Source organism: Bradyrhizobium yuanmingense (assembly GCF_029167105.1).
GTDB classification, from domain to species: Bacteria; Pseudomonadota; Alphaproteobacteria; order Rhizobiales; family Xanthobacteraceae; genus Bradyrhizobium; species Bradyrhizobium yuanmingense_A.
Genome location: NZ_JARFML010000011.1, coordinates 16,872 through 31,854, shown reverse-complemented (window position 1 = coordinate 31,854; position 14,983 = coordinate 16,872). Strand labels below are relative to the sequence as shown.

Sequence of the window (14,983 nt, the reverse complement as noted above, 5' to 3'; positions counted from 1 at the left end):
TCCTCATGCTATCGGGACGCGGACTAACGCTGAAACACGATCTTGCCGCCGACGATCGTCAGGTCGGCTTTGATGTCTTTGATCTGCTCCTCGGGGACCGTCATGAGGTCCGCCGACAACGCGGTCAGATCCGCAAGTTTCCCGGCCTCGATCGTCCCCTTCTCGTTCTCTTCGAGCATATAGTGCGATGCCGCGCTGGTGTAGAGGCGCAGCGCCTGCTCGCGGCTGACGGCTTCGTTCGCTCCATAAACGCGTCCGGCGAGATCCTTGCGGGTTACCATGACGTAGATGTTGATGAAGGGATTGATCGTGTTCACCGGGAAGTCGGTGCCTGCGCCGAGGCTGTTCAGCCCCACCTTCTCGATCAGAGTTTTCGTGGGCACGGCCCGATTGGCGACCGCCGCACCCAGGAAGCGCTCGACGGTGGCCGCCTTGTCCCACATGAACACGTTCTGGAGGTCGACCCTGACACCGAGGCGTTTTGCGCGCTCCATTTGCTCGGGCACTATCAAGCTTCCATGGATCAGGACGAAACGCCGGTCCTTGATCGATTTCTCCTTGTCGGCCGCTTCGAATGCATCAAGGACGTGGTCGATGCCCTTGTCGCCGACGGCATGGACACCCACGCGCCAATTGTGGCGATTGCAAATGGACACCAGCTCCTTGAGGCGTTGCGGCGATTGCTGGGCAATGCCGTGGTAGTCATCATGCGAGTCTGGATAGGCCTCGCGCATGAGCGCCGTCTTGAGCGTCATGCCGCCATCGTAAAGGATCTTGATTCCGGCGAACTTCAGCCAGTCATCGCCAAAGCCCGAGGAGGCGCCGTTGCCTCGCATGATGGCCTCCCAGGCCGCGTTCTCGGCGGGAGGCTCCGGGCGCCACATGAGACCGACCTGTAGCGTTGCTTCACCGGCCTGCGCCACGCGCTGCAGGGCCGCGATGTCCCTGGGCGAGGTGGCCCCTTCTACGGCGCTGGTGATCCCGAACGAGTTCAGCACACCTTGCGCGAGCTTGAATTGGCGAAACTCGTCGTCCGCCGTCCACTCCGGAACGGTCTTTTCGACCTTATCGATCGCCGTCTCGACCAGAACGCCGGTCAGGTCACCGGCACTGTCGCGCTCAAACGATCCGCCGCTTGGGTTTGGCGTGGCCTTGGTTACGCCGGCCTTCTCGAGCGCCATCGAATTGGCCATCGAGAAGTGGCCAACGGTCCGGAGATAGACCGGATTGTTCGGCGCGACGCCGTCGATTTCCTGGCGTGTCAGGTAACGCTTTTCCGCGAGCTGTGACGGGGGATGCCAGGCGCTTCCGATGATCCACTCGCCGGGCTTTTTCTTCGCCGCGAACTGCTTGATGCTTGCGAGGGCATCCGCAACAGTCTTGGCGCCGCTCATGTTGACGACGTAGTCGGACAGACCGGCAGCCTTGAAATGCGCGTGCGTGTCGATCAGCCCGGGAACGACCGTCTTGCCCTGCAAGTCGATCGTGCGGGTGCGATTTCCGGTCAACGCCTTGATCGTGGCCGTGTCTCCTACGGCCAGGATTCTTCCGTCACGAACGGCAAGCGCTTCCGCAACCTTTGACTGACCGTCCATGGTGAGAATCTTGCCGTTGATCAAGGCAAGCGAGGGAGCATTGGCCTCCTGCTGCTGGGCAAACGCCGCGCTTGATGTGAGCACGACTCCCACGATCGCTGTCGTCAGCTTCATTGTACCTTGCCCGCTTGTTCGGTAAACGAACGTACGTTCGATATTTTTTCAGAATGACTCTAGTGTGACGCGCAATCAAGCAAAATATTTCCGCAGAACCTGCCCAATGGCGCCGCACTGGCGGCAAACAGGTCGGGATGGAGGCGCCGCTAGCATTGCTGTAACCGTTTAACGAACTTATGTTCTTAGATCGAACAAGCGTAAGGGACGGAGGTCGGATGCCGCGAGTGAGATTTGTCCAGCAGGACGGCAGCGGAAAATCCATCGAGGTCGGACGCGACGTGAGCGTGATGCTCGCGGCCGTCCGCAACGGTATTCACGGCATCGACGGCGAATGCGGCGGCTGCCTCGATTGCGCGACCTGTCACGTCTACGTCGATGAAGAACAAGCAAGCTCTGTCCCTCAGCCGAGCGAAGAAGAGCTCGAGTTGCTGTCCGCCGTCTCGGGAGAGCGAAAGCCGAACAGTCGGCTGAGTTGCCAGCTGAAGGTGCCCGCCCCTCTCGACGAGCTGGTGGTCCATGTGCCGGCGAGGCAATCATGACGGGACTGGTCATCATCGGCGCATCATATGCGGGGGTTCAAGCCGCTCTCACGGCTCGTGACGCCGGCTATTCTCAGCCCATCACCATCGTGTGCGACGAAGGGTGGCTGCCCTATCAGAGGCCGCCGCTATCCAAGGACTTCCTTCTCGGGCGCATCAGCGAGCAAAATCTGATCTTGCGCGACGAGGCTTTCTTCGAAGGCAAGCAGATCAATCTCGTTCTTGGGCAGCGCGCCACGCTGCTCGATTTGCGCGCGCGACAGGTCACTCTGGCCGGCGACAACGCGCTGGAGTTTGAAAAACTCCTCATCGCCACAGGCTCGCGCGCGCGGCGCATCGCGGTTGAGGGCGCGGACTTCGATGGAGTTTGCTATCTGCGTTCGGTGACCGATGCGGTCGACCTGAAGGCACGTCTGACCGATGCTGCGGAGATTGTCATCGTCGGGGGCGGCTTCATAGGGCTGGAAGTTGCGGCCTCCGCGGCAAAGCTGGGCAAGAAGGTCACCGTCGTGGAAGCGAGCAGCCGCCTGCTTGAACGTGCCGTCTCGCCGGTCTTGTCGACCTTTCTTCTTGATACGCATTTGCGGGCTGGCGTCGACGTGATGCTGGACGAAACGGTCGCTTCCTTCAAAGGAAACGATCGAAAAGTTTCCGCTGTCGTGCTGGACAACGGTGCCGTTGTCCACGCCGACCTGGTGCTGGTGGGGATTGGTGGTGTCGCCAATGACGAGATCGCGCGCTCGGCGGGGCTCAGATGCACGAATGGAAATGTCGTTGACGAGCACGGACAATGCGAAACATCGGACATTTTCGCGGCCGGTGACTGCGCCAACCACTTCAACCGCTTTTGCGAAAGCTGGGTGAGATTGGAATCGGTGCAGAACGCCCAGGATCAAGCGAAGGCCGCTGGATTGGCGATCGCCGGCGCTCGAGCGCCCTATGAGAATGTGCCGAGGTCCTGGTCCGACCAATACGACGTCAAGCTGCAGATCGTCGGGCTGGCCGGACAATATGATCGGCAGGCGGTCCGAGGTTGTGTCGACGGCGGAAGATTCTCGGTCTTCTACTATCGCCAGGGCCGATTGGTCGCGGTGGACAGCGTCAACCGGCCAGGCGAGCAAATGGCAGCCCGACGCCTGATTGCCGCGGGGATCTCCCCCGCACCGGAGCAAGCCGCAGACCCTTCCTTTGACCTCAAATCCCTGGTGACAGCCGGAGACAAGGCTGGCGCCTAGCGCGCGGATTTGTGATGGTTCTCGCTTTCGAGAGGCCGCCGACAGGGACCGCCCAACAGAATGCCGAGGCTGAAGCGTACGGAAGAAGAGGAAAAGGCGCGGGAGGGCAGCGAGTTCATCGAGACCCTGGATCGGGGTCTTCGCGTGATACAGTCGTTCGGTATCGATCGCCGTCCAATGACCCTCAGCGACCTCTCCAAGAGCGCGAATCTTCCGCGGGCGACGGTGCGCCGGATTCTGATGACCCTCGTAAAATCCGGATTCGTCGTGGGCAACGAGCGGTTGTTTTCGCTAACGCCCAGAGTGCTGCTTTTGGCTTCGGCCTATTTGACGTCGAACCAAATCAGCACCGTGATGCAGCCGTTGATGGACGAGGTCGCCGGCAAGGCCAAGGAGGTCTGCTCCCTTGCGATCCTGGATGGCGAAGAGGTCGTTTTTATCGCCCGCTCGAGTCCGGCGCGGGTATTTTCGACCGGACTGGACATAGGATATCGGCTGCCGGCTTTCTGCACGTCGGTGGGACGCGTTCTGCTGGGCAGATTGGCAAACGACGAGCTGACGAGAACGGTCGACGGCATGAAGCTGGCGGCTCAGACCCAGTCGACGCTGGTCGACAAATCGGCAGTGATTGCGACGATCATTGCCGACCGCACCAAAGGGTATAGCCTTGTCGATCAGGAAGCCGAAGAGGGGTTTCGGTCGATATCGGTGCCAATTCGCCGCTACGATGGCGCCGTCATCGCGGCCGCAAATATCGGCGCTCATGTCGATCGCATCACGACCGGTGAGATGATCGATCGCTTCCTGCCTCTCCTCAAGGAGATGTCCCTCGCCGCGCAGCCCCTGCTCGTCTGAGAAGCTGCCGCCTTTTGGCGAGCACCCGTCATTTTAGCCGTTTCTTGTAGGCGACCGGGTCCATGTCACGGACATCCACGCTTATGCTGACCACATCCGGGCATCGCTCTGTCATCGTCCGTCGAAGGCTCGTACTCAACTCGACCTTCTGGTCGGGCGATCGACCTTCGAGCAAATGGACAGACAGATGCACGAAGCTGTCACGCTTCCCGGCAACCAGGAAATCGTTGTAGACGCACGCCCGCACCTTGACGTCCTCCGCCTTCATGATGCCCGTTCGCCAAGCGGCTTCAAAGAGCGCTTCCATCAAGCCTGTTACGTCGTCGCGAGCGAGCGCCCCTTCCGAATATTCGATCACCAAGTGCGGCATGACGTTGTTCTCGTTCTTAGGTGGCGTTCATGGGATGACCTCACCGGCGTCGATACGGTGGCCCGGCCTTCGCGTGCCGCAGCCCTCACGAGCCGAGAGTTGCGATCGGTTACAGTGGTTGACCCGTTGCGTCGGCGGATCGGCTAGGATTTGGCAGAGCGCGCGGACGCCGCGGGATGCCGTGACACAGCGGGACTGGCGATCCCATACAGGAATTGATCCACGATCATGTCCGCGAACTCGGCCGGCGCAATCCCGCCCTTGGGATCATACCAGGTGTGGCTGAAGTTCAGTGTGCCAAAGAGCATCATGGCGTAGACCTTCCGCGTCCGCTTGACGATCTTGCCGTGATTGTCGAGCTGGAGCAGCAGGCCGGAAACCAGATCGACGATCTGGCGTTCGAGGGACTTGATCGTCTGCTGATCGTCGTCGGAGAGGAACGTCAGATCGTTGAGGATCAGGCGTTGTTCCTGCGGCGAACGCGCATTGAGATCGACGATGGCGCGGATCGCCGCCCGGAACTGGTCCTCCGTCGCGGCATGCTTCGCGATCGCGTTCTCGACATCCGCAATCATCTGGCGCACGTGCTCGTCCAGGATTGCGAACAAAATCGCTTCCTTCGACTCGAAGTAGTGATACAGCGCTCCGCGGGATAGCTTGCACGCTTCGGCGAGATCGGCGATCGAGGCGCGCATATAGCCGTGTTCGGCGAACAGGCCGCGGGCCGCCACAATGATTCCGCGGTGAATGTCGTCGTAGTTCTCGGAGCGCGTCCGCGCCATCGGCCTCTCTCGCTCGAATCGAACGCCGCCGAATCCGGCGACCCCCGCTCCTCTATACAACCGCTTCGGCCATCGCGCTCAGTTCGCGGACACAAGTCCACCAGAACTCCGGCCAAGGCGTCCGAAAATTTGATCCAGATCAAAAAATAATTTGAACGGCCGGTCGGATTATAATATCCTCCGGTCTCGTCAGGCAAGCAATTCAGGCACGCGGGACCAACCCGGCGGCATCAGGGAGGTTGTGCGTGGACAGTCGGAAGGTCGATGCTGTCGTGATCGGTGCCGGCGCCGGCGGCCTGTGCGCTGCGGCGCGGCTGGCCCATGCCGGGCTCTACACCGTCCTGATCGACGATCACGACAGGCTGGGCGGCCGTGCCTCCACCGAGGAGATCGACGGCTTCAAGGTCAATATCGGCGCGATCGCGATCGAGTTCGGCGGCGTGTTCGAGGAGACGTTTCGCACCGTCGGCGTCCCGCTCGACATTCGCGCGCCGGAGCCGGCAAGCTCCTTCTTCATCGACGGCAAGCTGATCGACGTCGGCCGCGGCGGCTGGTCGCTCCTGCTCGGGCAACTGACCAAGCAGGCCTCTCGCATCCTCGAGAAATTCGCCGACGCCCGCTCCGGCAATCTGCCCGACGGCCGGCAATCCACCGAGGACTGGCTGAAGGGCTACACCAGCAACGCCACCGTGCATGCGCTCTTCCGCAATCTCTGTGCGGCAATCTTCGCCTGCAACGCCGCCGAGCTGCCGGCTCGCGCCTTCCTCACCTATTTCACCAGCAAGGGCGCCTTCAAGAAGTTCGGCTTCTGCCCGGAGGGAACGGTCGGCGTCTGGAACAGCCTTGCGACCGCGGTCAGGCGCAATGGCGAGGTCTGGCTCGGCACCCCGGCGACCCAGATCCACACGACGAACGGGCAGGTGAGCGGCGTGACCCTGCTCCGGGACGGCAAGCCGACGCGGATCGACACCGATCTCGTCGTCAGCAATGCGGGGCCGAAGGCCACCGTCGCGCTTGCCGGCGAAGCCGCCTTCCCGGCCGATTATGTCACGAGGGTCAGGAACGACCTCCGTCCGGCCGCCAACATCGTCATCAATGTCGCGAGCCGCGAGCCGCTGCTGAACCACCCCGGCATCGTGACGTTCGGCAAGACGCGCCGTCTCTGCAACATGGCGAACCTCTCGGCCACCTGCCCCGAGCTCGCGCCGCCAGGCTGGCATCTTTATGTCGCCTATGCCGTGCCGGTTCCTGCGCTCGGCGAGTTCGACTCCGATGCCGAGACCACGCTTGCGCTGACTGACCTGCACGAACAGTTCGGTAATTTCGGTCAGGCCAGGATCCTCTCCATCCGCGTGATGCGCGACGATTGGCCGGCGCAACGGAGCTGCGCCGGTTATGACCTTCCGCGCGAGACCGGCATCGAGGGCCTGTGGTGCGTCGGCGATGCGGTCAAGCAATATGGCAATGGCGGTACGCAGGCCTGTGCGGAGACGGCGAAGATCGTCACTGACGCCATCCTCGCCGCGCGGCTGCCCGCGGCCCAGGCGAGCCGGGTCTGAACGCGATGCCGACCACGATTCGAACTCCGACAGCCTCCCCTGCGCCGCACGCGATGTCCGCGCCGGATTGCCTGCTCGAATTTCGCAACATCCGCATCGTCTACGACAACGCGATCGAGGCCATTCGCGACGTCTCGATCGCGGTGCCCGAAGGCGGCATCGTCGCCCTGCTCGGCTCCAACGGGGCCGGCAAGTCAACGCTGCTCAAAGCGATGTCCGGCATCCTCTACACCGAGGAAGGCGTGATCGAAAACGGCAGCATCCGCTTTCGCGGTGATGATGTGCATCAGCTCGCCCCTGATGAGCTGGTACGTCGCGGAATCGTGCAAGTACCCGAGGGCCGTCGTGTCTTTGCTGCGCTGACGATCGACGAAAATCTCCAGATGGGAGGCTACACGAGGACCGGTACGGAGGCACGTGAGCGTCGCGACAAGGTGTTCTCGTTATTCCCGCGGCTTTACGAACGACGTGACCAGATCGCCGGCTACATGTCTGGCGGGGAACAGCAGATGCTCGCGATCGGCCGCGCACTCATGACCGATCCGGTTCTGCTCGCGCTCGACGAGCCCTCGCTGGGGCTCGCGCCTCTGATTATCGACCGCATCTATGAGGTGATCGCCCGCCTGCGCGACGAGCTGAAGATGACGGTGCTGTTGGTCGAGCAGAACGCGCAGCGCGCGCTGGATCTCGCCGATTATGGCTACATTCTCGAAACGGGGCGCGTCGTGCTCGACGGCACCGCCAAGAAGCTCACGGCCAATGAGGATGTCCGGGAATTCTATCTCGGCGTCTCCTCGGCCGGCCGCAAGAGCTTGCGCGAGGTCAAGCACTACAAGCGCCGCAAGCGGTGGCTGTCGTGACCGCGCTCCTCCACGTAGAAAACCTCAGCAAGCGTTTCGGCGGCCTCCAGGCCATTGCCGATGTCAGCCTCACGGTCGCGCCGGGCGAGATCTGCAGCGTGATCGGCCCGAACGGAGCCGGCAAGACCACCCTGTTCAACGTGATCTCTGGCGTGCTGCGTCCGAGCGGCGGCCTAATCGTATTCGACGGGGTCGATGTTTCAACCATCTCGCCCTGGCGGTTTGCCGCCGCCGGGATCGGCCGCACCTTCCAGAACCTCGCCTTGTTCAAGCACGGCACCGTTGTCGAGAACATCCTGACCGGCCGCCACACCCATCTGCGTTCCAACGTGCTTGATGCCGTCATCTTCTTCGGCCGCACCCGCAGCGAGGAGATCGCGGCGCGGCAACGGGTCGAGCACATCATCGAATTCCTCGAGATCGAGCATGTCAGAGACGCTGTCGTCGGGACGCTGTCCTATGGCCAGCAGAAGCGCGTCGAACTTGCACGCGCGCTCGCCTCGGAGCCAAAGATCCTGCTGCTCGACGAGATGGTCTCGGGCATGAACCAGGAGGAGACGGAGGACATCGCCCGTTTCGTGCTCGATATCAGGGACGAGCTCGGCATCACCGTACTGATGATCGAGCATGAGATGCGGATCGTCATGGACATCTCCGATCGCGTCCACGTGCTCAATTTTGGCCGCAAGATTGCCGAAGGCACGCCCGACGCGATCAGACACCACCCCGCCGTCGCCGAAGCCTATCTCGGCGGCAAAAGCCCCGGCACACGAGCACAGGCGGGACCGTGATGTCGACGCTCGACAGCCTCCGCTCCACGCTGCCGCCGCTCCAGGCCGCCGCCTCCCGCAGCGCGCCCACGAGCGACGCGGCGACCTTCCGCGCCTCGCTCCGGGATGGCGCCATCACCATTCCGCAAATCCTGCGACAGCGTGCTGCCATGCATGGCGAAGCGCTGGCATTGCGCGAAAAGGATTACGGCATCTGGAACCCTTACTCCTGGCGCCACTATTACGAGACGGCGCGTGCGGTGGCGCTTGGCCTGCTGTCGCTCGGCATCAAGCCCGGAGATCGGATCGCCATCGCCGGGGAGAATACGCCGGAATGGTTCTACGCCGATCTCGGCGCGCAGATGATCGGGGCCGTGACTGTCGGCATTTATCCGACCAATCCCTGGGTCGAGCTGCAATACATCGTCAGGCATTCCGGCGCCCGTGTCGTCGTCACCGGCGACCAGGAGCAGACCGACAAAGTGCTCGACGCCATGGCCAACAATGGTGGACTGCCCGACGTCGAGGCCATCGTCTGCATCGACATGAAGGGCCTGCGGCACTACCGCCAGCCGGCGCTGATGTCGTTCGACGCGCTGTGCCAGCGCGGCCTTGCCCATGCGCGCGAGACTCCGGACGCGAACGCGGCACTCGACCGCCTGATCTCGCAAGGCGCGCCCGACGACGTCTGCATCCTGGTCTACACCTCCGGCACGACCGGCCCGCCCAAGGGCGCGATGCTGACACATCGCAATCTCGTCTACGCCGCCTACACCTACGCAGAAGCTGTCGGCATCGCGGATAAGCCGTTCGAGGCTGTCAGCTATCTGCCGCTGTGCCACGTCGCAGAGCGTTGCTACGGCATGGTGACGCATCTGGTGCTCGGCGGCACGGTGAGCTTTGCCGAATCGATCGACACCGTCGCCACCAATATCCGCGAGATCGCGCCAACCTTCTTCGTCGGCGTACCGCGCATCTACGAGAAGCTGCAACAGGGCTTTCTGTTCCGGCTCGGCGAAAGCGGCAGGCTGCGGCAAAGCCTGACCAGGGCTTGCCTCGCCTGGGGTCGCACACTTTCCGATCGCCGGCAGGCGGGCAAGGAAAGTCTCATCGATCGTGCCGCTCACGGCCTGCTCTATGTCCTGATGTTCCGGAATATGCAGCGTCACCTCGGCTTCGCCTATAGCCGCCATCGGCTCTGCGCAGGTGCATCGATCTCGCCGGAGACCCTGCGCTTCTTCGACATTATCGGCCGACCGGTCTCGCAGGGCTACGGGCTCACCGAAAGCGGCGGCGTCGCCTTCGTCCAGTCGGCGAGCCACCACCGGATCGGCGGCTGCGGCCTGCCGCTTCCGCGGACCGAATGGAAGCTCGATGACGACGGCGAGATCCTGCTGCGCAGTCCCGGTGTCTTCAAGGGCTATTTCCTCGACGAAAAGGCCTCGACGGCGACGCTCGAGGCCGGCGGCTGGCTGCGCACCGGCGACATCGTCGAGGTGCTCGACAATGGCGAAATCGCCGTGGTCGACCGCAAGAAGGCCATCATCATCACCGCGGGCGGCAAGAACATCGCGCCGTCCGAGATCGAGAACGCGCTGAAGGATTCCGAATTCGTCAAGGAAGCGATCGTGGTCGGCGAGGCCAAGAAGTATCTCGGCGCCATCATCCAGGTGGACTACGACAATGTCGGCCGCTGGGCGCGCGACCGGGCACTCGCTTATACCAACTACAAGTCGCTGTCGCAGCTCCCCGAAGTGCACGAGCTGGTGGAGCGCATCGTTGCCGACACCAACACGCGCTTTGCCCGAGTCGAGAACGTCAGGCGGTTCGCCATCCTGGAGAAGGAGCTCGACCATGACGACGGCGAGCTGACCGCCACGCAAAAGGTGCGCCGCGCCATGATCGAGAAGAAGTTCGCGCGCGAGCTCGCCATCGTCTATCCGGCGGAGGACTGAATGCAGTATCTCCTGCAACTCCTGATCTCTGGCCTTGCGATCGGCGCGATCTACGGCCTGATCGCGATGGGCTTTGCGGTCATCTACAAATCGACCGGACTGGTCAATTTCGCGCAGGGCGAGATGACCATGATCACGGCCTATATCGCCTGGACCATCTCGACCACTGTCAGCGGAAACGTCGTCGTGGTCGCCTTCGGCGCCATCCTCGCCGCGATCCTGCTCGGCCTGGTCATCGAGCGCGTCGTGATGCGGCCGATGCTGGGCGAGCCGGTGTTCGCGACCGTGATGGTGACCATCGGGCTGGCGGTGATCCTGCGTTCGGCGATCAACTTCATCTGGGACGCCTATCCGCACGGTCTCGACGTCGGCATGGGACGCGACATCGTCCGCCTCGGCGGCATCGGCGTCCGCACCGGACAGATCGCCGTCATCGCGACCTTGCTGTCGCTGCTGGCGGCAATCTGGGCGTTCTTCCGCTACAGCAAGATGGGGGTCGCGATGCGCGCGGTTGCGGCCGACGACCGCACCGCGTTGCTGATGGGCATCAGCGCCACCCGCGTCCATGCGCTGGCCTGGGCGGCCTCTTCGGTCATCGCCGGGATCGGCGGGGTGTTCTTCGCGCTTTCATACGATCTGTCGCCGGCCATGTTCCAGCTCGGGCTCAAAGCGTTTCCGGCCACCATCCTGGGAGGGCTCGACGCCGTGCTCGGCTCCGGCCTTGGCGGCCTGCTCATCGGCATCACCGAAAATCTCGCCGGCGGCTATCTCGGCTCCGGCATGAAGGAGATCGCCGGCTTCGCGATGATCATCGTCGTGCTGATGATCCGGCCGTTCGGCATATTCGGCGAACGCGACATCGAGAGGGTCTAGGACGATGCGCACCGGCGACTACAAGCAGACCTACGGCGAACTCGTTGCGCTGATCGATTCACCACCGGTCTGGCTGTGGTCGGCGGTGCTGATGCTGGCGCTGATCGCCGCGCCCCATGTGCTGAACGCCTACGCGCTGACGTTCCTGATGATCATCCTGATCACGGTGACCGGCGCGCTCGGCCTCAACATCCTGACCGGGTACACCGGGTTGATCTCGCTGGGCCACGTCGGCTTCCTCGTCACCGGCGCCTATGCCTACGCCATCCTGGTGTCGAAATATCATATGCCGCCGCTGGTCGGCTTCCTGGGCGCGGGGCTCGTTCCGGCGCTGGCGAGCCTGGTCGTCGGTGCGCCGTCGCTGCGCCTCAAGGGCCTTTACCTCGCGATCACGACGCTCGCCTTCTCGTTCATCATCAACACAGTGATCCTGGAGATGCGCTGGCTCACGAATGGCGCTCGCGGCATCTCCGTGCAACGACCTGAGATTCTCGGCATCAGCTTCGACAGCGACGCGGCCTTCACCTACCTTTGCCTTGGCATCGCCACGCTGACCCTGCTTGCCACGCTCAACATTCGGCGCAGCCGGGTCGGCCGGGCGTTCGTCGCGATCCGCGACAATGACACCGCGGCCCGCGTCATGGGCATCAACCTGCATGCCTACAAGCTGCTCGCCTTCGTCACCTCGGCCCTCATCACCGGCCTCGCCGGCGCCCTTTACGGCATCTACCTCTCCTTCGTCAGCGTCGAGGGCTTTCCGTTCCTGCTGTCGATCGAGGCCCTGGCGATCCTGATCGTCGGCGGCCTCGGCTCGGCGCTCGGCGCCGTGCTCGGGACCGTTCTGATCGTGCTGCTTCCCGAGGCGACGCGCCTCGTCTTCAGTTTATTCAGCGCGCAGCTCGACGCGGTGTTCACGACCGGGGCGCAGGAGCTGAAGAGCATGCTCTACGGCCTCGTCATCATCCTGTTCCTTCGGTTTCAGCCGCGCGGCCTGGTCGGTGCCTGGCACGACATCCGCCGCGCTTGGGTGAACTGGCCGCTGCGGTACTGAACACAAAGACCAATATTGGAGGGAGGACAGAGACATGAGAGATCATCTGAGGACTGCATCCCTGTTGCTCACGGCAACGCTGCTCGCCGGCGGCGGCGCGCTGGCCGCCGATCCCGGTATTACCGACACGGAGATCCTGATCGGCGACGTCGAACCGCTCACCGGCCCGCCGGCACTGCTGGGCGTCGCCGCCTCGATCGGGCACAAGATCGCGATCGCGGAAGCCAACAATGCCGGCGGCATCAACGGCCGCAAGATCAAGTACGTGCTGGAGGACGACGGCTACGTCACCGCGCGCACCATCCAGGGTGCCAAGAAGCTGATCGAGGTCGACAAGGTCTTTGCCATGCTCGGCATGTCCGGCTCCGGCCAGTCGATCGCCGTTATGCCCGTGCTGGAGAAGGCAGGCATTCCGACCGTAATCGACGTCGCGCCGGTCAAGCTGCTGTGGGAGCCGCCGCGCAAGAACGTGTTCGTGGTTGGTCAATCCTACGAGGAAGGAATCATCCATCTCGTCAACTACCTCGCGGAAAAGAACCCCGGCAAGAAATGGGGTCTCATCACGCAGGACGACGACTACGGCATCACGGTGCGCGATGGCTTCGATTCCGTGGTCAAGTCGAAGAAGCTGAACGTCGTCTACAGCGGCAATTACAAGAAGGGCCAGCAGGATTTCTCGTCCGACATGCTCCAACTGAAGGATTCCGGCGCCGAAGTGTTCCTGGCCGGCGGTATCATCGCCGAGAACATCGCGATGATGAAGGAACTCGAGAAGCTCAACGTCAAGCCGGTGACCGGCATCTTCTGGCCCGGCCGCGTCGAACCGGTGCTCAAGCTGATGGGGCCGGCCGGCGACGGCATCTTCGCGGTGGACTATGTCGAGCCTTTTGCCGGCGAAGCCGGCAAGGCATTCCTCGAGAAGGCAAAGCCGCTGGTGTCGGAAGCCGAGTTCAAGGGGATCAACCGCTACACGATGAGCGGCTATGCCGCGGCCAAGGTCCTGATCGCGGCGATCGAGCGTTGCGGCAAGCAGCCCACCTGGGCCTGTACGATCGGCGAGCTGGAGAAGACCAAAAATGTCGAGACAGGGGTCATGGCTCCGATCAGCTTCGGACCCGGCATCCGCTTCTCGAACCAGAAGCTGCAGATCATGCAGGCCGACACGGCGACGGTCAGCTTCAAGCCCGTGAAGTGACGACCTCCGACGGATGGCCGGTGCTGCGCCCGGTCATCCGCCTTTAAAGACGGGCCGACGCCTGGCCGCGAAGGCGGTGATGCCCTCGCGCGCATCGTCGGAGCGGCTCGCGCCGACGATGGACTGCATTTCGGCTTCGAGTTGAGCGCCAAGGCTCGTTTCGAAGGACTGCCGTAGCATGCGCCGCATGTCGCCAAAGGCCCGCGTCGGCCCCGCCGCCAGTTCGCGGGCAACGGCCATGGCTTCCGCTTCCACCGCATCGTCCGGCACGAGGCGGGAGACCAGGCCGAATTCCAAGGCTTCCTGCGCGGACAAGCGGCGGTTCAGCAGGAACAGTTCCTGCGCCCGCCGCATCCCGACCAGCCGCGGCAGGAACCAAGTGTTGCCGCCGTCGGACGTCAGACCCAGCGCGCCATATCCGAGCGCAAAGCGCGCGTCGGTGGATGCGACCACGATGTCTGCAATGTAAAGAAGGCCCAATCCGCCTCCGGCCGCCGCGCCGCGCACCGCCGCAACGACCGGTGCATCGATGCTCGTCAAGCGATCGATGGCGCGATGATAACCGTCGATCATGCGGCGAAGCTTGCCCGGCAGCTCGGCCGACGGCGTGTCGGCGAAGAGATTGACATCGCCTCCCATGGTGAAGTTCGATCCGCTTCCCGCAATCAGGACGGAGCGCAAGGCTGTGGTCTCGGCAATTCGCACGGAAGCTTCTTCGAGATCCGCAGCCATGTCTTCATTGATGGCATTGCCCTTGTCGGGACGATTTAGCCGAAGCGTTGCAACACCATCTGCGATGTCGAGGAGAACGGTCTTGAAAGGGCTCGCCGCATCATGCCAGCGGGCCGTGTCGGTATATTGTTCGAGGCGCGTGATGCGCTCGCCCTCGAACGTGATGAGGTGCGCAAAGGAGGCGTCGAGAGAGGTTCCTCCATACTTGCCCTCGCCGCGATACCGGCCGGTCACGAGCAGGCACGCCTCTCCGACCTCGAGAAAGCGCTCCGGCTCCGCTCGTGCGGCAAAGTGCCGGGCGATGGCTCCCCACCCGTTGCGGCGCATCGCAGGGGAGCCCTCGTGCCGGCCGCCAATGCCGAAGGGCATTCCCTCGGCGATCTCGCCAACGAAATCCGGATGGAGCAGTATCTCGAGCTGCTCCCTGTTTCCGGCCGCCAGTGCCGCGTAGAGCGCCCGCGCAGTGTCGGAACGCGTGTTCTGCATGCTCGTGCT

General features: G+C 63.1%; 14 protein-coding genes. 10 read left to right on the top strand and 4 right to left on the bottom strand.

The genetic code is table 11. The features are described 5' to 3' along the window. Window positions 1–23 precede the first annotated feature (23 nt). On the bottom strand, window positions 24–1,709 hold the full coding sequence (locus tag P0R31_RS16145) for an amidohydrolase (protein WP_275514869.1): 1,686 nt from the start codon (window positions 1,707–1,709) through the stop codon (window positions 24–26). 290 nt (window positions 1,710–1,999) lie between these two features. On the opposite strand from P0R31_RS16145, the gene P0R31_RS16140 reads away from it, so the two are divergent. Genes P0R31_RS16140 through P0R31_RS16130 form a run of 3 tightly spaced genes read left to right on the top strand, consistent with a single transcriptional unit; the run spans window position 2,000 to window position 4,341 of the window. Then, window positions 2,000–2,251, top strand: a complete 252-nt coding sequence (locus tag P0R31_RS16140) for a 2Fe-2S iron-sulfur cluster-binding protein (RefSeq protein ID WP_249782341.1) — start codon at window positions 2,000–2,002, stop codon at window positions 2,249–2,251. Next, complete coding sequence (locus P0R31_RS16135) at window positions 2,248–3,486, top strand: NAD(P)/FAD-dependent oxidoreductase (RefSeq protein ID WP_275514868.1); 1,239 nt, start codon at window positions 2,248–2,250, stop codon at window positions 3,484–3,486. Before P0R31_RS16140 ends, P0R31_RS16135 begins: the two co-directional genes overlap by 4 nt. Window positions 3,487–3,546: 60 nt before the next feature. Next, entirely contained in the window at window positions 3,547–4,341 is a 795-nt protein-coding gene (locus P0R31_RS16130; protein WP_275514867.1) for an IclR family transcriptional regulator domain-containing protein, read from the top strand. A 28-nt stretch (window positions 4,342–4,369) separates the two neighbouring features. Here P0R31_RS16130 and P0R31_RS16125 read toward each other — a convergent pair whose 3' ends face one another. Both P0R31_RS16125 and P0R31_RS16120 read right to left on the bottom strand, forming a co-directional pair. After that, on the bottom strand, window positions 4,370–4,711 hold the full coding sequence (locus tag P0R31_RS16125) for a 5-carboxymethyl-2-hydroxymuconate Delta-isomerase (protein ID WP_225123771.1): 342 nt from the start codon (window positions 4,709–4,711) through the stop codon (window positions 4,370–4,372). Between the two features lie 143 nt (window positions 4,712–4,854). Next, window positions 4,855–5,493: a TetR/AcrR family transcriptional regulator gene (locus tag P0R31_RS16120; protein ID WP_275514866.1), complete on the bottom strand. Its 639-nt coding sequence runs from the start codon at window positions 5,491–5,493 to the stop codon at window positions 4,855–4,857. Between the two features lie 245 nt (window positions 5,494–5,738). Between P0R31_RS16120 and P0R31_RS16115 the strand changes: the two genes are divergently transcribed. From P0R31_RS16115 to P0R31_RS16085, 7 genes are read left to right on the top strand one after another with little or no spacing between them, the layout of a single operon-like run. Continuing rightward, on the top strand, window positions 5,739–7,052 hold the full coding sequence (locus tag P0R31_RS16115; RefSeq protein ID WP_275514865.1) for a phytoene desaturase family protein: 1,314 nt from the start codon (window positions 5,739–5,741) through the stop codon (window positions 7,050–7,052). Between the two features lie 5 nt (window positions 7,053–7,057). Next, the gene (locus P0R31_RS16110; RefSeq protein WP_275514864.1) at window positions 7,058–7,912 is read left to right on the top strand and encodes an ABC transporter ATP-binding protein; all 855 of its coding nucleotides are present in this window, start codon (window positions 7,058–7,060) and stop codon (window positions 7,910–7,912) included. Beyond that, window positions 7,909–8,703: an ABC transporter ATP-binding protein gene (locus P0R31_RS16105; RefSeq protein ID WP_275514863.1), complete on the top strand. Its 795-nt coding sequence runs from the start codon at window positions 7,909–7,911 to the stop codon at window positions 8,701–8,703. The genes P0R31_RS16110 and P0R31_RS16105 overlap by 4 nt, the downstream gene beginning before the upstream one ends. Continuing rightward, a complete protein-coding gene (locus tag P0R31_RS16100; protein ID WP_275514862.1) occupies window positions 8,703–10,637 on the top strand; it encodes an AMP-dependent synthetase/ligase in 1,935 nt (644 codons plus the stop codon). Before P0R31_RS16105 ends, P0R31_RS16100 begins: the two co-directional genes overlap by 1 nt. Further along, window positions 10,638–11,510, top strand: a complete 873-nt coding sequence (locus P0R31_RS16095; protein ID WP_275514861.1) for a branched-chain amino acid ABC transporter permease — start codon at window positions 10,638–10,640, stop codon at window positions 11,508–11,510. A gap of 4 nt (window positions 11,511–11,514) precedes the next feature. Continuing rightward, on the top strand, window positions 11,515–12,561 hold the full coding sequence (locus P0R31_RS16090; RefSeq protein ID WP_275514860.1) for a branched-chain amino acid ABC transporter permease: 1,047 nt from the start codon (window positions 11,515–11,517) through the stop codon (window positions 12,559–12,561). 34 nt (window positions 12,562–12,595) lie between these two features. Then, complete coding sequence (locus tag P0R31_RS16085; RefSeq protein ID WP_275514859.1) at window positions 12,596–13,756, top strand: ABC transporter substrate-binding protein; 1,161 nt, start codon at window positions 12,596–12,598, stop codon at window positions 13,754–13,756. Between the two features lie 33 nt (window positions 13,757–13,789). On the opposite strand, the gene P0R31_RS16080 is transcribed toward P0R31_RS16085, so the two are convergent. Continuing rightward, complete coding sequence (locus tag P0R31_RS16080; RefSeq protein ID WP_275514858.1) at window positions 13,790–14,974, bottom strand: enoyl-CoA hydratase-related protein; 1,185 nt, start codon at window positions 14,972–14,974, stop codon at window positions 13,790–13,792. Window positions 14,975–14,983: the final 9 nt, after the last annotated feature.